The organism is Anaerococcus octavius, from assembly GCF_900445265.1.
Lineage (GTDB): Bacteria > Bacillota > Clostridia > Tissierellales > Peptoniphilaceae > Anaerococcus > Anaerococcus octavius.
Window position 1 is genome coordinate 962,420 of the sequence record NZ_UFTA01000002.1, and the last position, 16,680, is coordinate 979,099.

Annotated in this window: 18 protein-coding genes and 1 tRNA gene; all 19 read right to left on the bottom strand. The window is 30.7% G+C overall.

Going from position 1 to position 16,680, the window contains the following annotated elements; translation table 11 throughout:
* Nucleotides 1-10 precede the first annotated feature (10 nt).
* The 19 genes from radC to greA all read right to left on the bottom strand — a co-directional run bounded on the left by radC (nucleotide 11) and on the right by greA (nucleotide 16,679).
* Entirely contained in the window at nucleotides 11-694 is a 684-nt protein-coding gene (radC, locus tag DY249_RS04855) for a RadC family protein (RefSeq protein ID WP_101540613.1), read from the bottom strand.
* Entirely contained in the window at nucleotides 675-1,205 is a 531-nt protein-coding gene (locus tag DY249_RS04860) for a Gx transporter family protein (RefSeq protein WP_115595365.1), read from the bottom strand. Before DY249_RS04860 ends, radC begins: the two co-directional genes overlap by 20 nt.
* Nucleotides 1,206-1,208: 3 nt before the next feature.
* A complete protein-coding gene (locus DY249_RS04865; protein WP_101540611.1) occupies nucleotides 1,209-1,589 on the bottom strand; it encodes a NusG domain II-containing protein in 381 nt (126 codons plus the stop codon).
* A gap of 111 nt (nucleotides 1,590-1,700) precedes the next feature.
* Complete coding sequence (locus DY249_RS04870; protein ID WP_115595366.1) at nucleotides 1,701-2,501, bottom strand: RnfABCDGE type electron transport complex subunit B; 801 nt, start codon at nucleotides 2,499-2,501, stop codon at nucleotides 1,701-1,703.
* A gap of 9 nt (nucleotides 2,502-2,510) precedes the next feature.
* Nucleotides 2,511-3,083: an electron transport complex protein RnfA gene (locus DY249_RS04875; protein ID WP_101540609.1), complete on the bottom strand. Its 573-nt coding sequence runs from the start codon at nucleotides 3,081-3,083 to the stop codon at nucleotides 2,511-2,513.
* A gap of 9 nt (nucleotides 3,084-3,092) precedes the next feature.
* The gene (gene rsxE, locus DY249_RS04880) at nucleotides 3,093-3,764 is read right to left on the bottom strand and encodes an electron transport complex subunit RsxE (RefSeq protein ID WP_101540608.1); all 672 of its coding nucleotides are present in this window, start codon (nucleotides 3,762-3,764) and stop codon (nucleotides 3,093-3,095) included.
* 8 nt (nucleotides 3,765-3,772) lie between these two features.
* Complete coding sequence (locus DY249_RS04885; protein ID WP_115595367.1) at nucleotides 3,773-4,312, bottom strand: RnfABCDGE type electron transport complex subunit G; 540 nt, start codon at nucleotides 4,310-4,312, stop codon at nucleotides 3,773-3,775.
* Complete coding sequence (locus tag DY249_RS04890) at nucleotides 4,305-5,279, bottom strand: RnfABCDGE type electron transport complex subunit D (RefSeq protein ID WP_115595368.1); 975 nt, start codon at nucleotides 5,277-5,279, stop codon at nucleotides 4,305-4,307. Before DY249_RS04890 ends, DY249_RS04885 begins: the two co-directional genes overlap by 8 nt.
* Nucleotides 5,280-5,289: 10 nt before the next feature.
* Nucleotides 5,290-6,627 carry an electron transport complex subunit RsxC gene (gene rsxC, locus DY249_RS04895; protein ID WP_115595369.1) on the bottom strand — a complete coding sequence of 446 codons (1,338 nt, stop codon included), beginning with the start codon at nucleotides 6,625-6,627 and terminating at the stop codon, nucleotides 5,290-5,292.
* Nucleotides 6,628-6,691: 64 nt separating this feature from the next.
* Nucleotides 6,692-7,348, bottom strand: coding sequence for a lytic transglycosylase domain-containing protein (locus tag DY249_RS04900; protein WP_101540604.1), 657 nt, complete (start codon nucleotides 7,346-7,348; stop codon nucleotides 6,692-6,694).
* Entirely contained in the window at nucleotides 7,345-7,938 is a 594-nt protein-coding gene (gene coaE, locus DY249_RS04905; RefSeq protein WP_101540603.1) for a dephospho-CoA kinase, read from the bottom strand. The genes DY249_RS04900 and coaE overlap by 4 nt, the downstream gene beginning before the upstream one ends.
* Entirely contained in the window at nucleotides 7,925-10,567 is a 2,643-nt protein-coding gene (polA, locus tag DY249_RS04910) for a DNA polymerase I (protein ID WP_115595370.1), read from the bottom strand. The genes coaE and polA overlap by 14 nt, the downstream gene beginning before the upstream one ends.
* Nucleotides 10,568-10,771: 204 nt before the next feature.
* Nucleotides 10,772-10,858: transfer RNA gene (locus DY249_RS04915), tRNA-Leu, on the bottom strand.
* A 33-nt stretch (nucleotides 10,859-10,891) separates the two neighbouring features.
* Nucleotides 10,892-11,455 carry a phosphatase PAP2 family protein gene (locus DY249_RS04920; RefSeq protein ID WP_115595371.1) on the bottom strand — a complete coding sequence of 188 codons (564 nt, stop codon included), beginning with the start codon at nucleotides 11,453-11,455 and terminating at the stop codon, nucleotides 10,892-10,894.
* The gene (locus DY249_RS04925; RefSeq protein WP_245943530.1) at nucleotides 11,455-12,759 is read right to left on the bottom strand and encodes a CapA family protein; all 1,305 of its coding nucleotides are present in this window, start codon (nucleotides 12,757-12,759) and stop codon (nucleotides 11,455-11,457) included. Before DY249_RS04925 ends, DY249_RS04920 begins: the two co-directional genes overlap by 1 nt.
* An 83-nt stretch (nucleotides 12,760-12,842) precedes the next feature.
* A complete protein-coding gene (locus DY249_RS04930) occupies nucleotides 12,843-13,358 on the bottom strand; it encodes a hypothetical protein (RefSeq protein WP_115595372.1) in 516 nt (171 codons plus the stop codon).
* Between the two features lie 29 nt (nucleotides 13,359-13,387).
* Entirely contained in the window at nucleotides 13,388-13,894 is a 507-nt protein-coding gene (locus DY249_RS04935) for a cysteine hydrolase family protein (RefSeq protein ID WP_115595373.1), read from the bottom strand.
* A gap of 400 nt (nucleotides 13,895-14,294) precedes the next feature.
* Complete coding sequence (gene lysS, locus DY249_RS04940) at nucleotides 14,295-16,196, bottom strand: lysine--tRNA ligase (protein ID WP_115595374.1); 1,902 nt, start codon at nucleotides 16,194-16,196, stop codon at nucleotides 14,295-14,297.
* A 9-nt stretch (nucleotides 16,197-16,205) separates the two neighbouring features.
* A complete protein-coding gene (gene greA / locus DY249_RS04945; protein WP_101540979.1) occupies nucleotides 16,206-16,679 on the bottom strand; it encodes a transcription elongation factor GreA in 474 nt (157 codons plus the stop codon).
* Nucleotide 16,680: the final 1 nt, after the last annotated feature.

A 16,680-nucleotide genomic window follows, 5' to 3' on the forward strand; every position in this document is an offset into this window, starting at 1 on the left:
ATCATTGCTCCTATAAAAAATTTTCTTTCTTAAAACTATAATAACCGTCCTTGCCGATTATTATATGGTCTAATACTTCTATATCTAAAATATCCCCTGCTTTTACTAGTCTTTTGGTAGTTTTAAAATCATCATTTGATGGAGAGTAATCTCCACTTGGATGATTATGAGCAAAAATTATAGATTTTGCTGATTTTTTAATAGCAGGCTTAAAGGCTTCCCTAGGATGAACTAAAGATACATCTAAGGTACCAATACTAATTACTTCTTTAGATATTATAACATTTTTAGTATCTAAAAGGATAGCGTAAAAATATTCATTTTTCTTATCTGTCAATTCATTTTTTAAGTAATTGTATATATCTTCACTACTAGATATTTTTCTTATCTTTTTTTCCATAGTTTTTTGAGCAATTCTTTGACCAAATCTCAAAGAAGCTACTATAGAACTCGCCTTTGCTGATTTTACTCCTTTGATTTTTGTAAGCTCGCTTACTTGTATATCAGACAAGCTCTCATAAGAAAAAGTTTCCAAAATTTCTCTAGACAATTCAATAACATTTTTTTCCTTGGTGCCTGTACCTATTATTATTGCTAAAAGTTCTTCATCACTTAAGCTATCTGCACCTTTGCTTATAAGCTTTTCTCTAGGTCTATCCTCTTGATTAAAGTCCTTAATTGATTTGTTTAACATTTTTTTCTCCAAAACCAAGTTTATCCATATGATTAGCCACATAGTTTACGCTAAGACCAACAAAAAAACTTGTAAAAACTCCCATCATAACAAGAGCAGGAAAATATATAAGCATTTTAATATTGCCCATAAATACCGAAGCTACTAAAATCTGACCTAGATTGTGAAAAAAAGCGCCTATTTCACTTATGCCTATAAATGATGAAAATTTATTTAATAACTTCATTGAAACTGCCATCCCTATAGAAGCTAAAACTGCACCTGCTAATGAATAAAAAAATGCGGTGACAGATCCAGTTATAAGCATTAATAAAAATGATTTTAATACACCTACTAGTAAGGCTGATTTGAATCCATAAAGATAAAGAGTCATCAAAATAATCATATTTGAAAATCCAAGTTTAGCTCCAGGAATAGGTACTGGTATTGGGATCATATGCTCAATCAATGAAATTGCAAGGGCCATAGCTGTCAGTAAACCAATATTTGTTACTTTTTTTATATCTTTCATATATTACCTACTCACCTTATCAATATCATCATTTTCATTTTCAGGATCAACTACTTCTAAAAAAACTCTATTTGGCAGGCAAATAATAGTTTCACCATTCATGCTGATTTCTTTCATATGAGTACATATTTGATCTCTGCAATTAGCTTCATCCATATAAGCTTTCCCATCTTTGATTACAATTTTATTAAAATGTACTCCATCATCAAAAACTACTTCTCTATCTATATCTAAAGGATACTCCCCATAAAGTTTAGAATTTTGTTCAACCCTTAAAATTTTTCCACTAGTTTTTGGTTTACTATTTGAAATGCCAAAGGACATTAGTAAACTTAATAATAATAAAGCAAGCGAAATAATTATATCTCCCTTTTTAATTTTCATAAAAATACCTCATTATATGAGTTTACATTTTATAGTTTTTGTTGTCAATTTAGAGCAAATTATGAATAGGTAAAAAAATAAACCGGTAAAACCGGTTTATCTTTTCTCTTATTAATTAAAAACTTCTATACAAGAATTTGGACACTTATCTGCTGCTTGTTTAAGTAATTCTATATCTAGATCAGTATTAATATTTTCACATGATAGATTTTTCTTCATTTCAAATCCTTCTGGATATGTTTTTGCACAAAGTGTACAAGCAATGCAGGCATTATCACATTTCTTGCGAGCGTCTTTACCTTTTTCTTGATTAGAACATAATACTACAGCTTTTTGATCATATGGTACTAAATTAATAATATCTTTTGGACAAGCGTCAACGCATTTTCCACAAGCCACGCATTTATTACGATCTACTTTTGCAACTCCATTATGTACATGTATAGCATCAAATGGGCAAGTTTTCTCACAAGTACCACAGCCAATACATCCAAAATTACATTCTTTTCTTCCACCAAAAAGTGCAATTTGTGCTCTACAATCTTCTAGTCCTGAATATTCAAATAAATCTTTTGCACTTTCGCAATCGCCATTACATTTTACAACTGCAACTTTTCTTTGATCGCTTTCTACCGATTCAACTCCCATAGCTTTTGCTACTGCTTTTGCTGTTGTTGGTCCACCAATTACACAAGCGTTTACTGCAGCTTCACCTTTTGCAATTGCTGCTGCACAACCATCACACCCTGGATATCCACATGCACCACAGTTTGCACCTGGAAGAGCGTTTCTTACTTCTTCTTCTGTAACTGAAGTTTCAACTTTGAATTTTGAACTAATTAGTCCAAGGAGCGTAGCAAATAAAAATCCTAGAACACCAAGAACTACAACTGCTAATAAAATTTCATCCATTTTTTACTCCTATAATCCTGCAAAGCCCATAAATGCTATTGACATAAGACCAAGAGTAATTAGACTCATTGGCGCACCTTTAAAGGCTTCTGGAGTATCATTTCCTGCAATTCTTTCTCTTAGGTAAGCTAGTATCATCATTGCTAGCATAAATCCAACTGATGAAGAAAGAGCGTATACAATTGTTTCAAGCAAATTGTAAGAGTTTGTAATTGTTTTTATAGCTACACCAAGTACTACACAGTTTGTAGTAATAAGTGGTAAAAATACACCTAAGGCTCCATATAAGCTTGGCATATTTTTTTTCATAACTGTTTCAACTGATTGTACTAATGATGCAATTACTAAGATAAATACAACTGTTTGTAAATATTCTATATGTAATGGCTCAAGTAAGTAGTATTGAATAAACCAGGTTACTATTGATGATAAAGTAATTACAAATATAACTGCGAAACTCATACCACGAGCTGTATCAACTTTGCTTGTTACACCTAAAGTAGGGCAAATTCCCAAGAATTGTCCTAAAACATAGTTGGATACAAATATTGATCCAATAATTATTGCTAATAAGTCTGACATATTCCCTCCCTATTTAGTTGTTCTTGCTTTTTTATTATTATGAGCTGCATAAGCTGCAAATAATATTCCTAAGACTATAAATGATGAAGCTGGTTGTTGTAAAAATCCAATTGTATAATCTGCTGGGATTATTGTTTTACCAAATACTGTTCCTGCTCCTAATAATTCTCTTACAAAAGCTAAAACAGAAATAGCTATAGTATAGCCAAGTCCTTGTCCAAGTCCATCAATAATTGAAGCTAAAGGACCATTTTTTGAAGCAAATCCTTCTGCACGAGCAAGTATTACACAGTTTACTACTATAAGAGGGATAAATATACCAAGTGATTTATACAATGATGGTACATAAGCTCTTAAGACTAATTGAACTATAGTTACAAAGCCTGCGATAATTACGATAAAAGCTGGAATTCTGATTTCATCTTTAATGAAGTTTCTAAGTAGGGAAACTACTAAGTTACTCATTGTAAGTACAAATACTACTGATAATCCCATACCAATAGCATTTTGCATAGTTGATGAAACCCCTAGGACTGAACACATTCCTACTAATTGTACAAAGACTGGGTTGTTTTTAAATATACCATCAGAAAACACTTTACCAAGACTTACTTTTTGTTTTCTTTTGCTATTTACCTTTGTATTTTCATCTACAATAGGTTTATCTATTTGTTGTTCCATAATAACTCCTAATTTAGATTAGCTAGTACTTCTCTAGCATCATTTATACCATTTACAATAGTTTGAGTTGAATATGTTGCTCCAGATATGCCGACGATTTCATTTTCTCCGCCATTTTCTGAATAGCCAACTTCATTATCCATGTTTACTCCAACCATTCCTTCTTTAAAGAAATCCTCTTCCATTTCCGCACCAAATCCTGGTGACTCTGAGTGATTTAATGGAGCAAATCCAACAATGTTATGGTCTTTGTCAACACCTATTAGGTATTCAATATCTCCACCATATCCACCTGGAGAATTGATTTGGAATACATACCCTTCTCCATCACTTGTAATTGCTTTATAAACATTTTCTATTGTATCTGGTTTTTTGACATCTATTTCTTCATAAGAATCTGCAGGATAAACTACAGATAAAGATTCTTTTAATTCTTTTTCTTGATTTTCTGCAACTACTGGAGCTGTTAGACTATTTGTAAAAGCAAGTGCTAAAGCTACCACTGCTGTAATGGCAAATAATCTTAAACCTAATTTAAAATTATTCATTTTCCACTCCTTTTTGTTTGCTATAATCTACACCAAATACTTTTGGTCTAGTATATTTTTCTATAATTGGTACAACTAGATTTGCAAGTAAGATAGAATAACTTACACCTTCTGGATATCCACCAAAAGCTCTAATAATCGCTGTTAGTAAACCTGCAAGAATTGCATAAACAATTTGTCCATTTGGTGTTACTGGGCTAGTTGTATAATCTGTCAGCATGAAAAATGCTCCTAAAAGCATACCACCAGATAAGATGTATTTTAGTATATCATCAAATCCTTGGAATAATCCACCTAACACGGTTGCTGTTACTATGTAAATAAGTGGCATTTTTATATTTACTACTCCTCTAATTAGTAGGTAAATAAAACCAATTATTAGTGCAAGTGCTGAAACTTCACCTAAAGAACCTGGAATATTTCCCAAAAATAAATCCATAACAGAATATGAAGCTGGTTCTGAAAGTGGTGTTGCTGCTGATAATGCAGATATTGTACTAACTGATTTTAATGTTGCTACTCTTTGAGGTGGTACAAATGTAGTCATTGTGCTTGACCATGATGCTAGTAAAAATGCTCTTGCGGCTAAAGCTGGATTTACTATATTTTGTCCAAGACCACCAAAAGCCATTTTTACCACTACAATTGCAAATACTGCACCTATTACCAATTGCCAAACTGGAAGGGTAAATGGTACGTTAAAGGCTAATAATATACCTGTAACAACTGCAGAAAGATCTTTTACAGTTTGTTTTCTTTTTGTTGTTTTATTAAATAAATATTCTGATAGTACACAAGCAAGTACTGATGTTAATATTAATATTAAAGCTCTATAGCCGAAATAATATACTGCTGCAATACCAGCTGGTATAAGCGCAATAATTACATCTTTCATCTCGCTTTGTACTGTTTTTTTACTTCTCACATGAGGAGAAGATGTAACTAATAATTTTTCTCTATTTTCCATATATCTGCTCCTACTTACCTTTTCCTGCTTGTCTTATTTGACGTTTACCAAATCTAATCGCTTCAACCAATGGTCTTTTAGATGGGCAAATATAAGAACATGATCCACATTCTATACAGTCCATAATTCTATAATCCTCTGCTTTTTCAAATTGTTCATTTAAAGCAAATTTGTGAATATAAAGTGGCATTAGATTTACTGGACAAACATTTACACAGCGAGCACATCTAATACATGGTTCGATTTCTGCGGGTATAGCTTCTTCTTTAGTTTGTACCAAAATACAGTTTGTAGCTTTTTCTACAGGATTTCCTGCATTTGGTTGAGCAATACCCATCATTGGTCCACCACTAATGAGTTTCCCAATTTCTCCATTTAGTCCGCCAACTTGATCTATAGCAAAACCAAAAGCAGTGCCAACTTTTACAATTACGTTTTGTGGAGTTTTTACATTATGACCTGTTACTGTCATTACTCTTTCATAAAGTGGTTTATCATAGTAAATAGCTTCGTAAACTGCATTTACAGTTGAAACGTTTGATACTATAACATCTGCATCCATTGGGAGACCACCAGATGGCACAACTCTATTTAATGTAGCATCTATAAGTCTTTTTTCGTCCCCTTGTGGATATTTTGTTGCAAGCTTAACTACTTTTAGATCAGGCATATTTGTAGCATTATTTGCATAATCTTTTAAATAATTAGATATTTCTTCAAAAGCTTTCGGTTTATTGTCTTCTATAGCAATAATTCCTTGTTTTGCTCCTGACCCAACAACTAACATTTCTAGACCTTTTACAATATTTTGTGGTCTATTTTTTAATATATAGTCATCGCAGGTTACATAAGGCTCACATTCTGCACCATTTACAATAACTGTATCGACTTCTTTTGCTGGTGTATATTTTATATGTGTTGGGAAAGCTGCTCCACCCATACCAACTATTCCAGCTTCTTTTATTTTGGCTACGATTTCCTCTTTATTTAAGCTTACGTTTTCATTTAATATGTACTCTTTTTCTTGGTCGTAGCCTTCAGTATCAATTACAACTGCTTGAGAATTTTTCCCTGATGCTGTTTGTATATCTATTATGTCTTTTACAATACCATTTGCTGATGAATGGATATTTGCTGAGAAATTACCAACAGCTTCCCCAATTAAATCCCCGATATGTACTTCGTCTTTTTTGTTAACAAGACATTTACTTGGTGCACCTATATGTTGAGTAAGTGGAATTACAACCTCTTTTGGTGTAGGGAGGGTAAATAATTCACTATTTTCAGAAAGTTCTTTGAACTCATCAATGTGAACACCTTTTTTAAATGTCAAAGCATTTTCTGCCATATACATCTCCTTATTTTTTTATCTTTGTTTATATTATAAATGAATTTGTAACATTCATCAACAACTATGCGATATTATATAAAAGTTGATTAATGAATGTCACAAAATTATTATAGCTAAGTTGTCCTAAATCGGATACTTCTTCATTTGTAGGCAAGCCATCTTTATAAAAAGTTTTATAAACATCATAAGTTGCTTCTACTTTAGTTACATATTGTCTAGTTTCATCAAATGGTATTTTTGAAATATCGGGATTATTTTTATCCAATACTCCATCTTTTATCCATTTATCAACATTTCCCACTCCCCCATTATAGGCTGCTAGGGCTAATTTTTGATTGTTGTAGTATTTTATTAAATAATTATAATATCCAACCCCTAGATTTAGATTATAATCTATATCATTTAATTTTTCTGGATAATAGTCCATACCTATTACCTCTGCAGAATGTCTTGCCGTTTCATCAAGAAGTTGCATTAGACCTTGAGCACCTTGATGACTTTGGGCATCATTATCAAAATCAGACTCTACTTTTACAATTGATGCTGTTAAAAGTGGATCAATATTGAAATTTTCAGAAGTTTCTGTAATTTGATCCTGATAATTTATTTGTGTTCTTGAAGTTTGATAGGCAATTATACCATAGGATAAAACAATTGCTAAAAGTATAATTAAAAGCAAATATCCTATTATTTTTCCTATTATTTTTAAAACTTTCATAGTAAATCCTTTTGTACTAAAATTTCTTCTAATTTTTCGTTTAGATTTTCTACACTTGTGCTGTTATCAAAAACTACATCGCTATTTTCTTTCATATTAATTAATTTCCTTTGGCTTTCTATTTTTGCTTTTGCATATGAAAGATTAATATTATCCCTATCCATAAGTCTTTTTATTTGAGTTTCGTAGTCTGCTACAACTAACCAAACTTCATCTGCATCAAATTTTACTTCCATTTGAAAATAAAGTGGTATTTCTACAAAAACAGCTTTCTCATCTATTAAGTCAATTTGTTTATTAATTTCATTCAAAATATTTCGATGGGTTATTTTATTTAATTTTTTCAGCTTATTTTCATCAGAAAAAATTATCTGTCCTAGCTTCTCTTTATCCAAACTCTCATTTATAAAAGCTTTATCAAATTCTCCAGATTTTTTAATAGATTCATAGTTAATCGCTCCTGGATTTAATAAACTTTTATTAATTTCATCTGCAGAAATGACTATAAAACCCTTTGATTCTAAAAGCTTGCACAATGTTGATTTTCCTGATGCAATTGTACCAGTAATTACTATTTTACTTGGACTCATACATACTTTCTCCAGTATCAATTTCAACTAATAATGGAACTTTAAGTTTTGCAGCTGATTGCATAGAATCTTTTAAAATCTCCATAGCTTTATCCTTATCTTTTAGTGATGATTCTAGAATGATTTCATCGTGAATTTGTAGGATAATTTTTGCATCAAGACCTGCTTTTTTTAGATTTTCATCAGTTCTTATCATGGCAATCTTAATTATATCTGCTGCTGTTCCTTGAATAGGGGTATTTAAAGCAACTCTTTCTCCAAAACTTCTAACATTAAAGTTTTTTGAAGTAATTTCTGGTATATATCTTCTACGGTTAAACAAAGTATCTGTATAACCTAGCTCTCTTGCTTCTTTAATAATATTATCCATATAATTTTTTACATTTGGATAACCTTCAAAAAATCCTTCTATATAATCTTTTGCAAGAGGTCTAGGAATATTTAAATTTTGTGATAAACCGTAATCACTAATTCCATAAATTATACCAAAATTAACAGCCTTTGCATTATATCTTTCTTGTTTTGTAACCTCATCTATGGACCTATCAAATACTTCTGAAGCAGTTTTAGCATGAATATCTACACCATTTATAAAGGCATTTATCATATTTGGGTCATCTGATAATGATGCTAGTATTCTAAGTTCTATTTGAGAATAATCAGCATCTATTAAAACTTTGCCTTGGTCAGCTTTAAAAGCTTTTCTGATCTTTCTACCCTCTTCAGTTCTAATCGGCAAATTCTGTAGATTTGGCTCAGTTGATGAGAGCCTACCAGTTGATGCTATACTTTGTTTAAAGGTAGATCTTATTCTACCATCATCATCTATAGAATTTTCTAGTCCCTCAATATATGTGGAACGTAATTTATACATTTCTCTATATTGTTCGATTTTTGGTATAATCTGATGTTCATCTCTAAGCTTTTCTAATACTGATGCATTTGTTGAAAAGCCTGTTTTAGTTTTTTTAATTACTGGCAATCCTAGATCCTTAAATAATACTTCTCCTAATTGTTTTGGAGAATTGATATTGAATTCAGATCCCGCTAATTCATGAATTTCGTTTGTTAGTCCTTCTAAAACCTCATCAATTTCTGCCTTTAATTTTTCTAAAACATCCATGTCAGTTACAAAACCGGCAATTTCCATATTGGCTAGTACTTTAGAAAGTTTAATTTCTATATCTTTATACAGATCATACATTTCTAATTTCTTCAATTCTTCTACAAGTTTTGTTTTAGAATTTTCTATAGTATAAAGAACTGATGCCATATATGGATTTAATTCTTCTTGATCAATTTCTTCGTATTTTTTAGTTTTTGCACCTTTGCCAATTAAGTCTACTTCATTCATAACTTCAAAATCCGAATAAATTTGACTTAAAGTCTTTATATCATAAGATGATCTGGAAGGATCTATGAGATAGTGCATTAGCATCATATCATCATAAGGTAAGTCTAGATTAATATCTAATTTATCAAGCAGGACTACATCTTCTTTTATATCAAAAGAATTTTTTATAATATCTTTATCAGAAAAAATCTCTTTAAAAGATTTTATAAATTTTTCATCGGGATTTATGATGTATGTATCAGTATCAGATGTTTTGATAGCTATTTTATAAATACTAGAATGTATATAATTATCTCCATCATATAAAGATTTAAAGCTAAATTCTTTATTTTCCTTAATGGATGCTATCAGTTCATCATAAGAGTCAGTTTCAATAAAAATAAAATCTTTATTATTGTCAGCATCATCTACATGGCTTTCAATTTTTTCTAAAAATTTATTGAAGTTATATTTAGAAAATTTCTCTCTTAGAGCTGGATAATCAGGTTCTCCTAGTTCTAAATCAGACAAGTCAATTTCTACTGGTGCATTTTTAACTATTGTCCCTATTTTTTTGCTCATATACGCAATAGATTCACTATCTATTAAAGTTTGCTTAGTTTTTTTGCCAGAAACTTCGTCTATATGTTCATATAATCCTTCTATAGATCCATATTTTTGAACAAAGCCAATTGCTTTTTTAGGTCCTATACCATCCACACCGGGAATATTATCGGATTTATCACCCTCAAGACCTTTTACATCAATTAATTGCTTAGGTGTCAGTCCAAATTCTTCTTTTATAGTTGATAGGTTGTATTCAACCATATCAGAGATACCTTTTTTAGTAAGATAAAGTGTAATATTTTCATCTACCAGCTGTAAATAATCACGATCACCTGTTATTATTACAACATCATAGCCCGCTTCTTGACCCATTTGTGCATAAGTACCGACTATATCATCAGCTTCAAATCCGTCTAGGTCAGTATAAGCCACGCCCATAGAATCTAATATATCCTTTAAAATTCCAAACTGATAGGAAAGCTCACTAGGCATCTTGTCGCGAGTTGCCTTATAGTCTTTAAACTCCTCATGGCGAAACGTTTTGCTAGATCTATCAAAGGCAACTAGAACTAAGTCTGGATTGTATTTATCAAAGGCATTCTGGTACATAGTTAAAAAACCATATACTCCGTTGGTCATGACTCCATCATTATTTGTAAGCTTCGGCAGGGCAAAAAACGCCCTAAATATTAAACTAGAACCATCAATTAGCATAAGTGTTTTACTCATTTGTCACTCCTTAGTTATAGTATATCTTAAATCGGGGATATTTGAAAGATTTGTATAAAAAAAGCTCATAATCTTTGTGATTATGAGTTTTAAATTTATACTTTTAATTAAGCTTATCTGCTTTTATCCTAAAAAATTTTAGGTATACGATATTATCGTGCTTAAATCACGATTTCTATAAAGAAAACCGACATAATAGTTATATGGTGCCGGTGGTGGGACTCGAACCCACACGCCCAGATGGACAACAGAGTTTGAGTCTGTCTCGTCTGCCAATTCCAACACACCGGCTTATCAGTTACCTACTAATTATAACATATATAACTATAATTGCAAATATTTAACCGTAAATCTTTTTCTTAATTTTTTATCAAAATATACTTTTAAAGCAAGCATTCCTAAAAAGAATCCAATTAAAGATCCTCCTATAACATCTGTTGGAAAATGTACGTATAGGTATAGCCTACTAAAGGTTATTAAAAAAGCTAGAACTCCTGTAAAAACTTTTAAACTTTTGGATTTTGTCATAAATAAAATTATGGCAAAAAATGTAAATGCATATGAACTGTGACCTGATGGAAATGATCCATCTTTTAAAGGTGGAATTAGCAAATTAAAATTATTTACTAGTTCAAAAGGCCTTTGCCTGTCAAAAATATTTTTTAGCAAAATATTTACTACTATCAGGTTTAAAACAAAGCCTATAACCATAACTTTTCCTGCTTTTTTATATTCTTTTGTAGACAAGAAAATAATAATAAAAGCAATCCATAGAATGGACATATTCCCTAAGCTACTTAAATTTACCATTATTTTATCTAAAGTAGGATTAGATATTTTTTGAATGACATCTAAAATATGTAATTCAAAATTTGTCCGCTGGCCCATTAATAGTTTACCTCCCTATTTATAGTTGCGGTGGTTGCATCAAATGCTTTTTGAATCCTTTCTCTTCGATTTTCATCAACTTGATCATAATATTTGCCGCCATCTAAGAAATCTTCGCATATATAAGTTCTTACACTACGTCCGTAATCATTATAAGTCATACCAACCCAAAGTGGATAAGCCTCAAATTTGTCTATAGATGTTGATCCATCTGAAAAATCTTTGCTTAATTCAAATTTATAGGCAACTGATTGTTCAGTTCTAATGTCATTTACAGTTTCTAAATTTTGGATGCTGATAAAGTTTCCGCAAGCATATGCTATAAATCCTTTTCTCCCATCTGAACTTTCATACTCTTCGTAAGGTTCTACAACATGTGGGTGATTACCTATTACTAAGTCCGCACCCCAATCTATCATTTTGTGACCTAATTCTATTTGACTAGGGTCAGCATCAGAATGTAATTCTATGCCCCAGTGTGGATAGACCACTATAAAATCAGCTCCTTCTTCTTTTGCATTTTCTATATCCTTTTTTATTTCTTCTTCATGTAAATAATTTACTTGGTCAACTTCTTCACGAACTTTAAATAAATCTTCTATGCCATTGCATCCATATGTATAAGATAAAAATGCAATATTTATATCATTTACTTTTTTAATTATAAATCTAGTGTCACCATCTTCATCTCGAGTACCAACATGGTCTAAACCAGCCTCTTCAATAGCGTCTATAGTTGTGGTTAATCCGTCTATGTCAGTATCCAAAGAGTGATTATTAGCTGTTGTCAGCACATCAAAACCAGCATTTTTTATTTCCTTTAAATATTCTGCTGGTGCATTAAATCTAGGATGACCAGCATATGGCACATTAGGATTTGTTGTAGTTTCATAATTTGCTATTGCAATATCTGCATCTTTTATAAAATCTGAAACATACATAAATGAATCAGAATAATCATAATTACCATTTCCCTTATTATAGGCATATTCTGTCTGACCAATATTTGCCATTAGATCTCCACCGGCTATAAGAGATACTGTTTCTATTTTTTCTTCAGACTGGTCTTTTTCATCTATTTGATGAGAACTATCATTTTCATCGTCTTTTTCTGTAATTTCTTTCTCATCATAAGTTATTTCCTTTTTTGCTAATGATTTTTCTTCATTATTTGTTCTTATATTTTCAATTAACTCTACAGTCCTTACAGGTTCATTTACTTCTTCTTTAGCTTTATTTGTACTACAAGCTGTTAAAAGTACAAGTGTTGATAATAAAACAAAAGTATTTTTAATTTTTTTCAAGTCATCCTCCTAAATCATACTTATATTATTGTATGCAAAATTTTAAAATTAGGCAATTAAAAACACCTATTTATAGGTGCTTTTTAAATTAAGTTGCTGTATGCTTCTTTTTTTCCTTTACTGTATAAAATAATAAATACTGCAATAGCTAGGATTAAAATCAATACTGAATTGAAATATTTCTTTGAACTTGCAGGAACAAGATTTACTTGTGTATGGATTAAATAGTAAATAAATGGAACTAATATAATTAACAATATAGAAATAACTACATCTTTTCTAAAAATTTTCTTTCTAGACCTATGTTCAAAATCTATAAATTCTACAGCAGCAACCGTGTACTTATTAATTTGTTTTTCCTTTAATTTGCTTTTTCCAATATCGCTAACAATTGCAATAACTAAACCTACAAGTGCGATTATTATTGAAGGTAGTATCCTATCTTCTAACTTTGTTGCATTTATTAAAAGATAAGGGATTATTGAAACAATAATAATAAAAATTCCTAGTGCAAATAATAACGAATAAATATTATACCTACTAGCGTATTTTCTAACTGCGTCGGTATCTTTAAAATCTGATTGATAGTTATCATTCATATACTTCTCCTCTGTTAATATTATACCCCTTATATAATATTAATTTGCATTGATTTCATAGCATTTAAGGCTATCTTGTGATTACTTTCATTAGTTCCTTTGCACATAGAACTTATTACTTCAATAGGTGTATCTACTAAAGCACTTTTTACTAATATAGCATTTGAAATCACACAAATGTCAGTACATATACCTACAAAACTTACTTTTTCTATTTTTTCTTCATCATTTAATTCTTTTAGATATTCTGCTAACTCATAAGACCCAAAGCTTTCCTTATCAAATATTTTATATCCCTTGGTATCAATCCTAATTTCCCAGCCTTGTGTTCCTTTAATACAATGAGTTATTGGCAGGTTCTTTCCCTCTAAAGTTTCTAAATAATCCCCATGATGAGTATCTCTTGTAAAAATGACTTCTCCATCAAATTTTTCTATATAATCTTCTATAGGATTAACTATTTCCTCATTACCAATATTACCCAATGCACCATCTATAAAGTCATTTTGTAAATCAACCACTACTAAAACTTCCATAATTTTCTCCTTTTATAGCATATTATACCATATGTATATACACTGGGATAGAGACAAAGAAATCATATGATAATTTTATGCCAAATAATATTTAACAAATATTTTTCTAGTAATTTTAATAATAATTTATATTCATTTTGAAAGCAATTAGGTATATATAATACAAACTCTCTTTTTATTTATAATAACTAATTTATTGTCTAGTTTATAAATAAATTTTTCATTTTTTTAGTATATAAAAGTAACTATTTTATTAACTTCTTATATTTTTAATACTCTTAAACTTCACTTATGTATTAAAAATATATAGTTAAGGAATATATTAAAATTTACCTATATAAAAAAAGATGATGTTGCAGAAATAGATAAATCTATTATGCACATCACCTAAAATTTTAAATTAATATAATTTTGCTCCAGCAGGGATATTATTACCTACCATTAGTACATTTAGTTTTTCTTCACCGTTTTGATTGTGAACTGCTGATAGGATCATTCCTTGAGATTCTTCTCCCATCATTGATCTTGGTGGTAAGTTTACTATTGCCACTAAATTTTTTCCTATTAATTCTTCAGGATTATAGTGTTTTTTGATACCTGAAAGAATTGTTCTTGGTGTATCTGTACCATCATCTAAGGTGAATTTTAGAAGTTTATTTGACTTTGGAACTTCTTGGCAACCTGTAACTTTTACTACTCTAAAGTCAGATTTGCTAAATGTATCAAAATCTACATCTTCATAAAACTCTTCTGTTTCTACTCCTGTAAAGTCAACTACTTCATTAGTTTCTTCTATTGTTTTTACAGGCGCTGATTCTGTATTTTCTTCACTATTTTTACCAATTGGCTTCATTGTTGGGAATAGCAATACGTCACGGATAGAATGTTGACCTGTAAGAAGCATAATAACTCTGTCAATACCAATTCCTAGTCCACCTGTTGGAGGTAGTCCAACTTCTAAGGCATTTACGAAATCATAATCCATCATTTGTGCTTCATCATCGCCTTTTTCACGTTTTGCTACTTGAGCTTCAAATCTTTCTCTTTGATCTGCTGCATCATTTAGCTCTGAGAAAGCATTTGCTACTTCCTTACCATTGATAAAGGCTTCGAATCTATAGGTTAATGACTTGTCATCATTTTTTCTTTTAGCAAGTGGTGATATTTCTACTGGATAGTCTGTTATAAATGTTGGTTGGATTAGTTTATCTTCTACAAACTCTTCAAAGAATTCTGAGATTATTTCACCACGGGTTTCTTTTACTTCCACACCTTTTTCTTTTGCAATTGCTACTGCATCTTCATAAGATGTAATTTCATTAAAGTCTATGCCAGTTTCATTTTTTATAGCATCAATCATAGGAATTCTTGCCCATGGAGCCTTTAATTCGATTTGCTGACCGTCATATTCTATAGTTGTTTTTCCTAAGACATTTGTAGCAACTGTTTCTATCATATGTTCGGTTATTTCCATCATATCTTCATAGTCTGCATAGGCTTGATATAATTCCATGGCAGTATATTCTGGATTGTGGGTTGCATCCATTCCTTCGTTTCTAAACATTCTGCCCATTTCATAAACTTTATCAAAACCACCTACAATAAGTCTTTTTAGATAAAGTTCATTAGCAATTCTTAGATACATATCAATATCTAATGTATTGTGGTGAGTGATAAATGGACGAGCTGTGGCTCCACCTGCAATTGTATTTAAAATAGGTGTTTCCACTTCCATAAATCCTCTACCATCTAGAAATTTTCTAATTTCGGAAATAATTTGGCTTCTTAGGTAAAATACTTCTTTTACTTCTGGATTTACTATTAGATCTAAGTATCTTTGTCTATATCTTAGGTCTGGGTCTTTTAATCCATGCCATTTTTCTGGTAACATTTGTAGAGATTTTGTTAGTAGTTGAGGAGTTTGGGTTTCAATTGAAATCTCACCTTGGTTTGTTTTAAATACATTACCTTCAATACCTACTATATCTCCAATATCATATTTTTTAACTTGTTTAAATTCATCACCGATAACATTTTTACGATTTACTATTTGGATTTTTCCAGATTCATCCTGGATATCCATAAAGCTCATATTTCCATGACCACGTTTAGCTATGATACGTCCTGCTATTCTTGCTGATTTGCCATCATATTCTTCAAAGTCATCTTTAATCTTACCTGCAGGTGTACGGTCTTTAAAGTTTACAATTTCGTGTGGATCTCTTCCTTCTTGCTTAAGTTCTGCTAGCTTTTCTCTTTTAATCTTAAGCATTTCATTTAAATCTTTATTGTTATCAGTCATCATTTCTCCTTATTTAATGTCTTTAATAGTAAAATACATTTTGCCGTTTGGAGTAGAAACTTCTACTCTATCATTGACTTTTTTTCCTAATAATGCAGCACCTACTGGTGATTCATTTGATATAAAACCTTTTAATGGATCACTTTCGGCAGTACCAACTATTTTATAATCCATTGTTTCATCAAATTCTTCATCGTGTACTGTTACTGTATTACCTACCCCTACTTCATCAGAATTTTCGTCTACTTCAATAGTTTTTGCATTTCTTATCATATCTTCGACTTTTGCTATACGACTTTCGATTTCACCTTGTTCATTTTTAGCTTCATCGTAGTCTGCATTTTCTGATAAGTCACCAAAGCTTCTTGCAATTTTTATTTTTTCTGCAATCTCTGGTCTTCTTATAGTTTTTAAGTATTCTAGTTCATCTTCTAACTTTTCTAAATACTCTTTTGAAAGTATTACTTCTTTATTTTCTGCCATT

Excerpts from the sequence above, each read along its gene's own strand:
- radC (WP_101540613.1), bottom strand. The coding sequence starts at position 694 with ATGTTAAACAAATCAATTAAGGACTTTAATCAAGAGGATAGACCTAGA.
- DY249_RS04860 (WP_115595365.1), bottom strand. The coding sequence starts at position 1,205 with ATGAAAGATATAAAAAAAGTAACAAATATTGGTTTACTGACAGCTATG.
- DY249_RS04865 (WP_101540611.1), bottom strand. The coding sequence starts at position 1,589 with ATGAAAATTAAAAAGGGAGATATAATTATTTCGCTTGCTTTATTATTA.
- DY249_RS04870 (WP_115595366.1), bottom strand. The coding sequence starts at position 2,501 with ATGGATGAAATTTTATTAGCAGTTGTAGTTCTTGGTGTTCTAGGATTT.
- DY249_RS04875 (WP_101540609.1), bottom strand. The coding sequence starts at position 3,083 with ATGTCAGACTTATTAGCAATAATTATTGGATCAATATTTGTATCCAAC.
- rsxE (WP_101540608.1), bottom strand. The coding sequence starts at position 3,764 with ATGGAACAACAAATAGATAAACCTATTGTAGATGAAAATACAAAGGTA.
- DY249_RS04885 (WP_115595367.1), bottom strand. The coding sequence starts at position 4,312 with ATGAATAATTTTAAATTAGGTTTAAGATTATTTGCCATTACAGCAGTG.
- DY249_RS04890 (WP_115595368.1), bottom strand. The coding sequence starts at position 5,279 with ATGGAAAATAGAGAAAAATTATTAGTTACATCTTCTCCTCATGTGAGA.
- rsxC (WP_115595369.1), bottom strand. The coding sequence starts at position 6,627 with ATGGCAGAAAATGCTTTGACATTTAAAAAAGGTGTTCACATTGATGAG.
- DY249_RS04900 (WP_101540604.1), bottom strand. The coding sequence starts at position 7,348 with ATGAAAGTTTTAAAAATAATAGGAAAAATAATAGGATATTTGCTTTTA.
- coaE (WP_101540603.1), bottom strand. The coding sequence starts at position 7,938 with ATGAGTCCAAGTAAAATAGTAATTACTGGTACAATTGCATCAGGAAAA.
- polA (WP_115595370.1), bottom strand. The coding sequence starts at position 10,567 with ATGAGTAAAACACTTATGCTAATTGATGGTTCTAGTTTAATATTTAGG.
- DY249_RS04920 (WP_115595371.1), bottom strand. The coding sequence starts at position 11,455 with ATGGGCCAGCGGACAAATTTTGAATTACATATTTTAGATGTCATTCAA.
- DY249_RS04930 (WP_115595372.1), bottom strand. The coding sequence starts at position 13,358 with ATGAATGATAACTATCAATCAGATTTTAAAGATACCGACGCAGTTAGA.
- DY249_RS04935 (WP_115595373.1), bottom strand. The coding sequence starts at position 13,894 with ATGGAAGTTTTAGTAGTGGTTGATTTACAAAATGACTTTATAGATGGT.
- lysS (WP_115595374.1), bottom strand. The coding sequence starts at position 16,196 with ATGACTGATAACAATAAAGATTTAAATGAAATGCTTAAGATTAAAAGA.
- greA (WP_101540979.1), bottom strand. The coding sequence starts at position 16,679 with ATGGCAGAAAATAAAGAAGTAATACTTTCAAAAGAGTATTTAGAAAAG.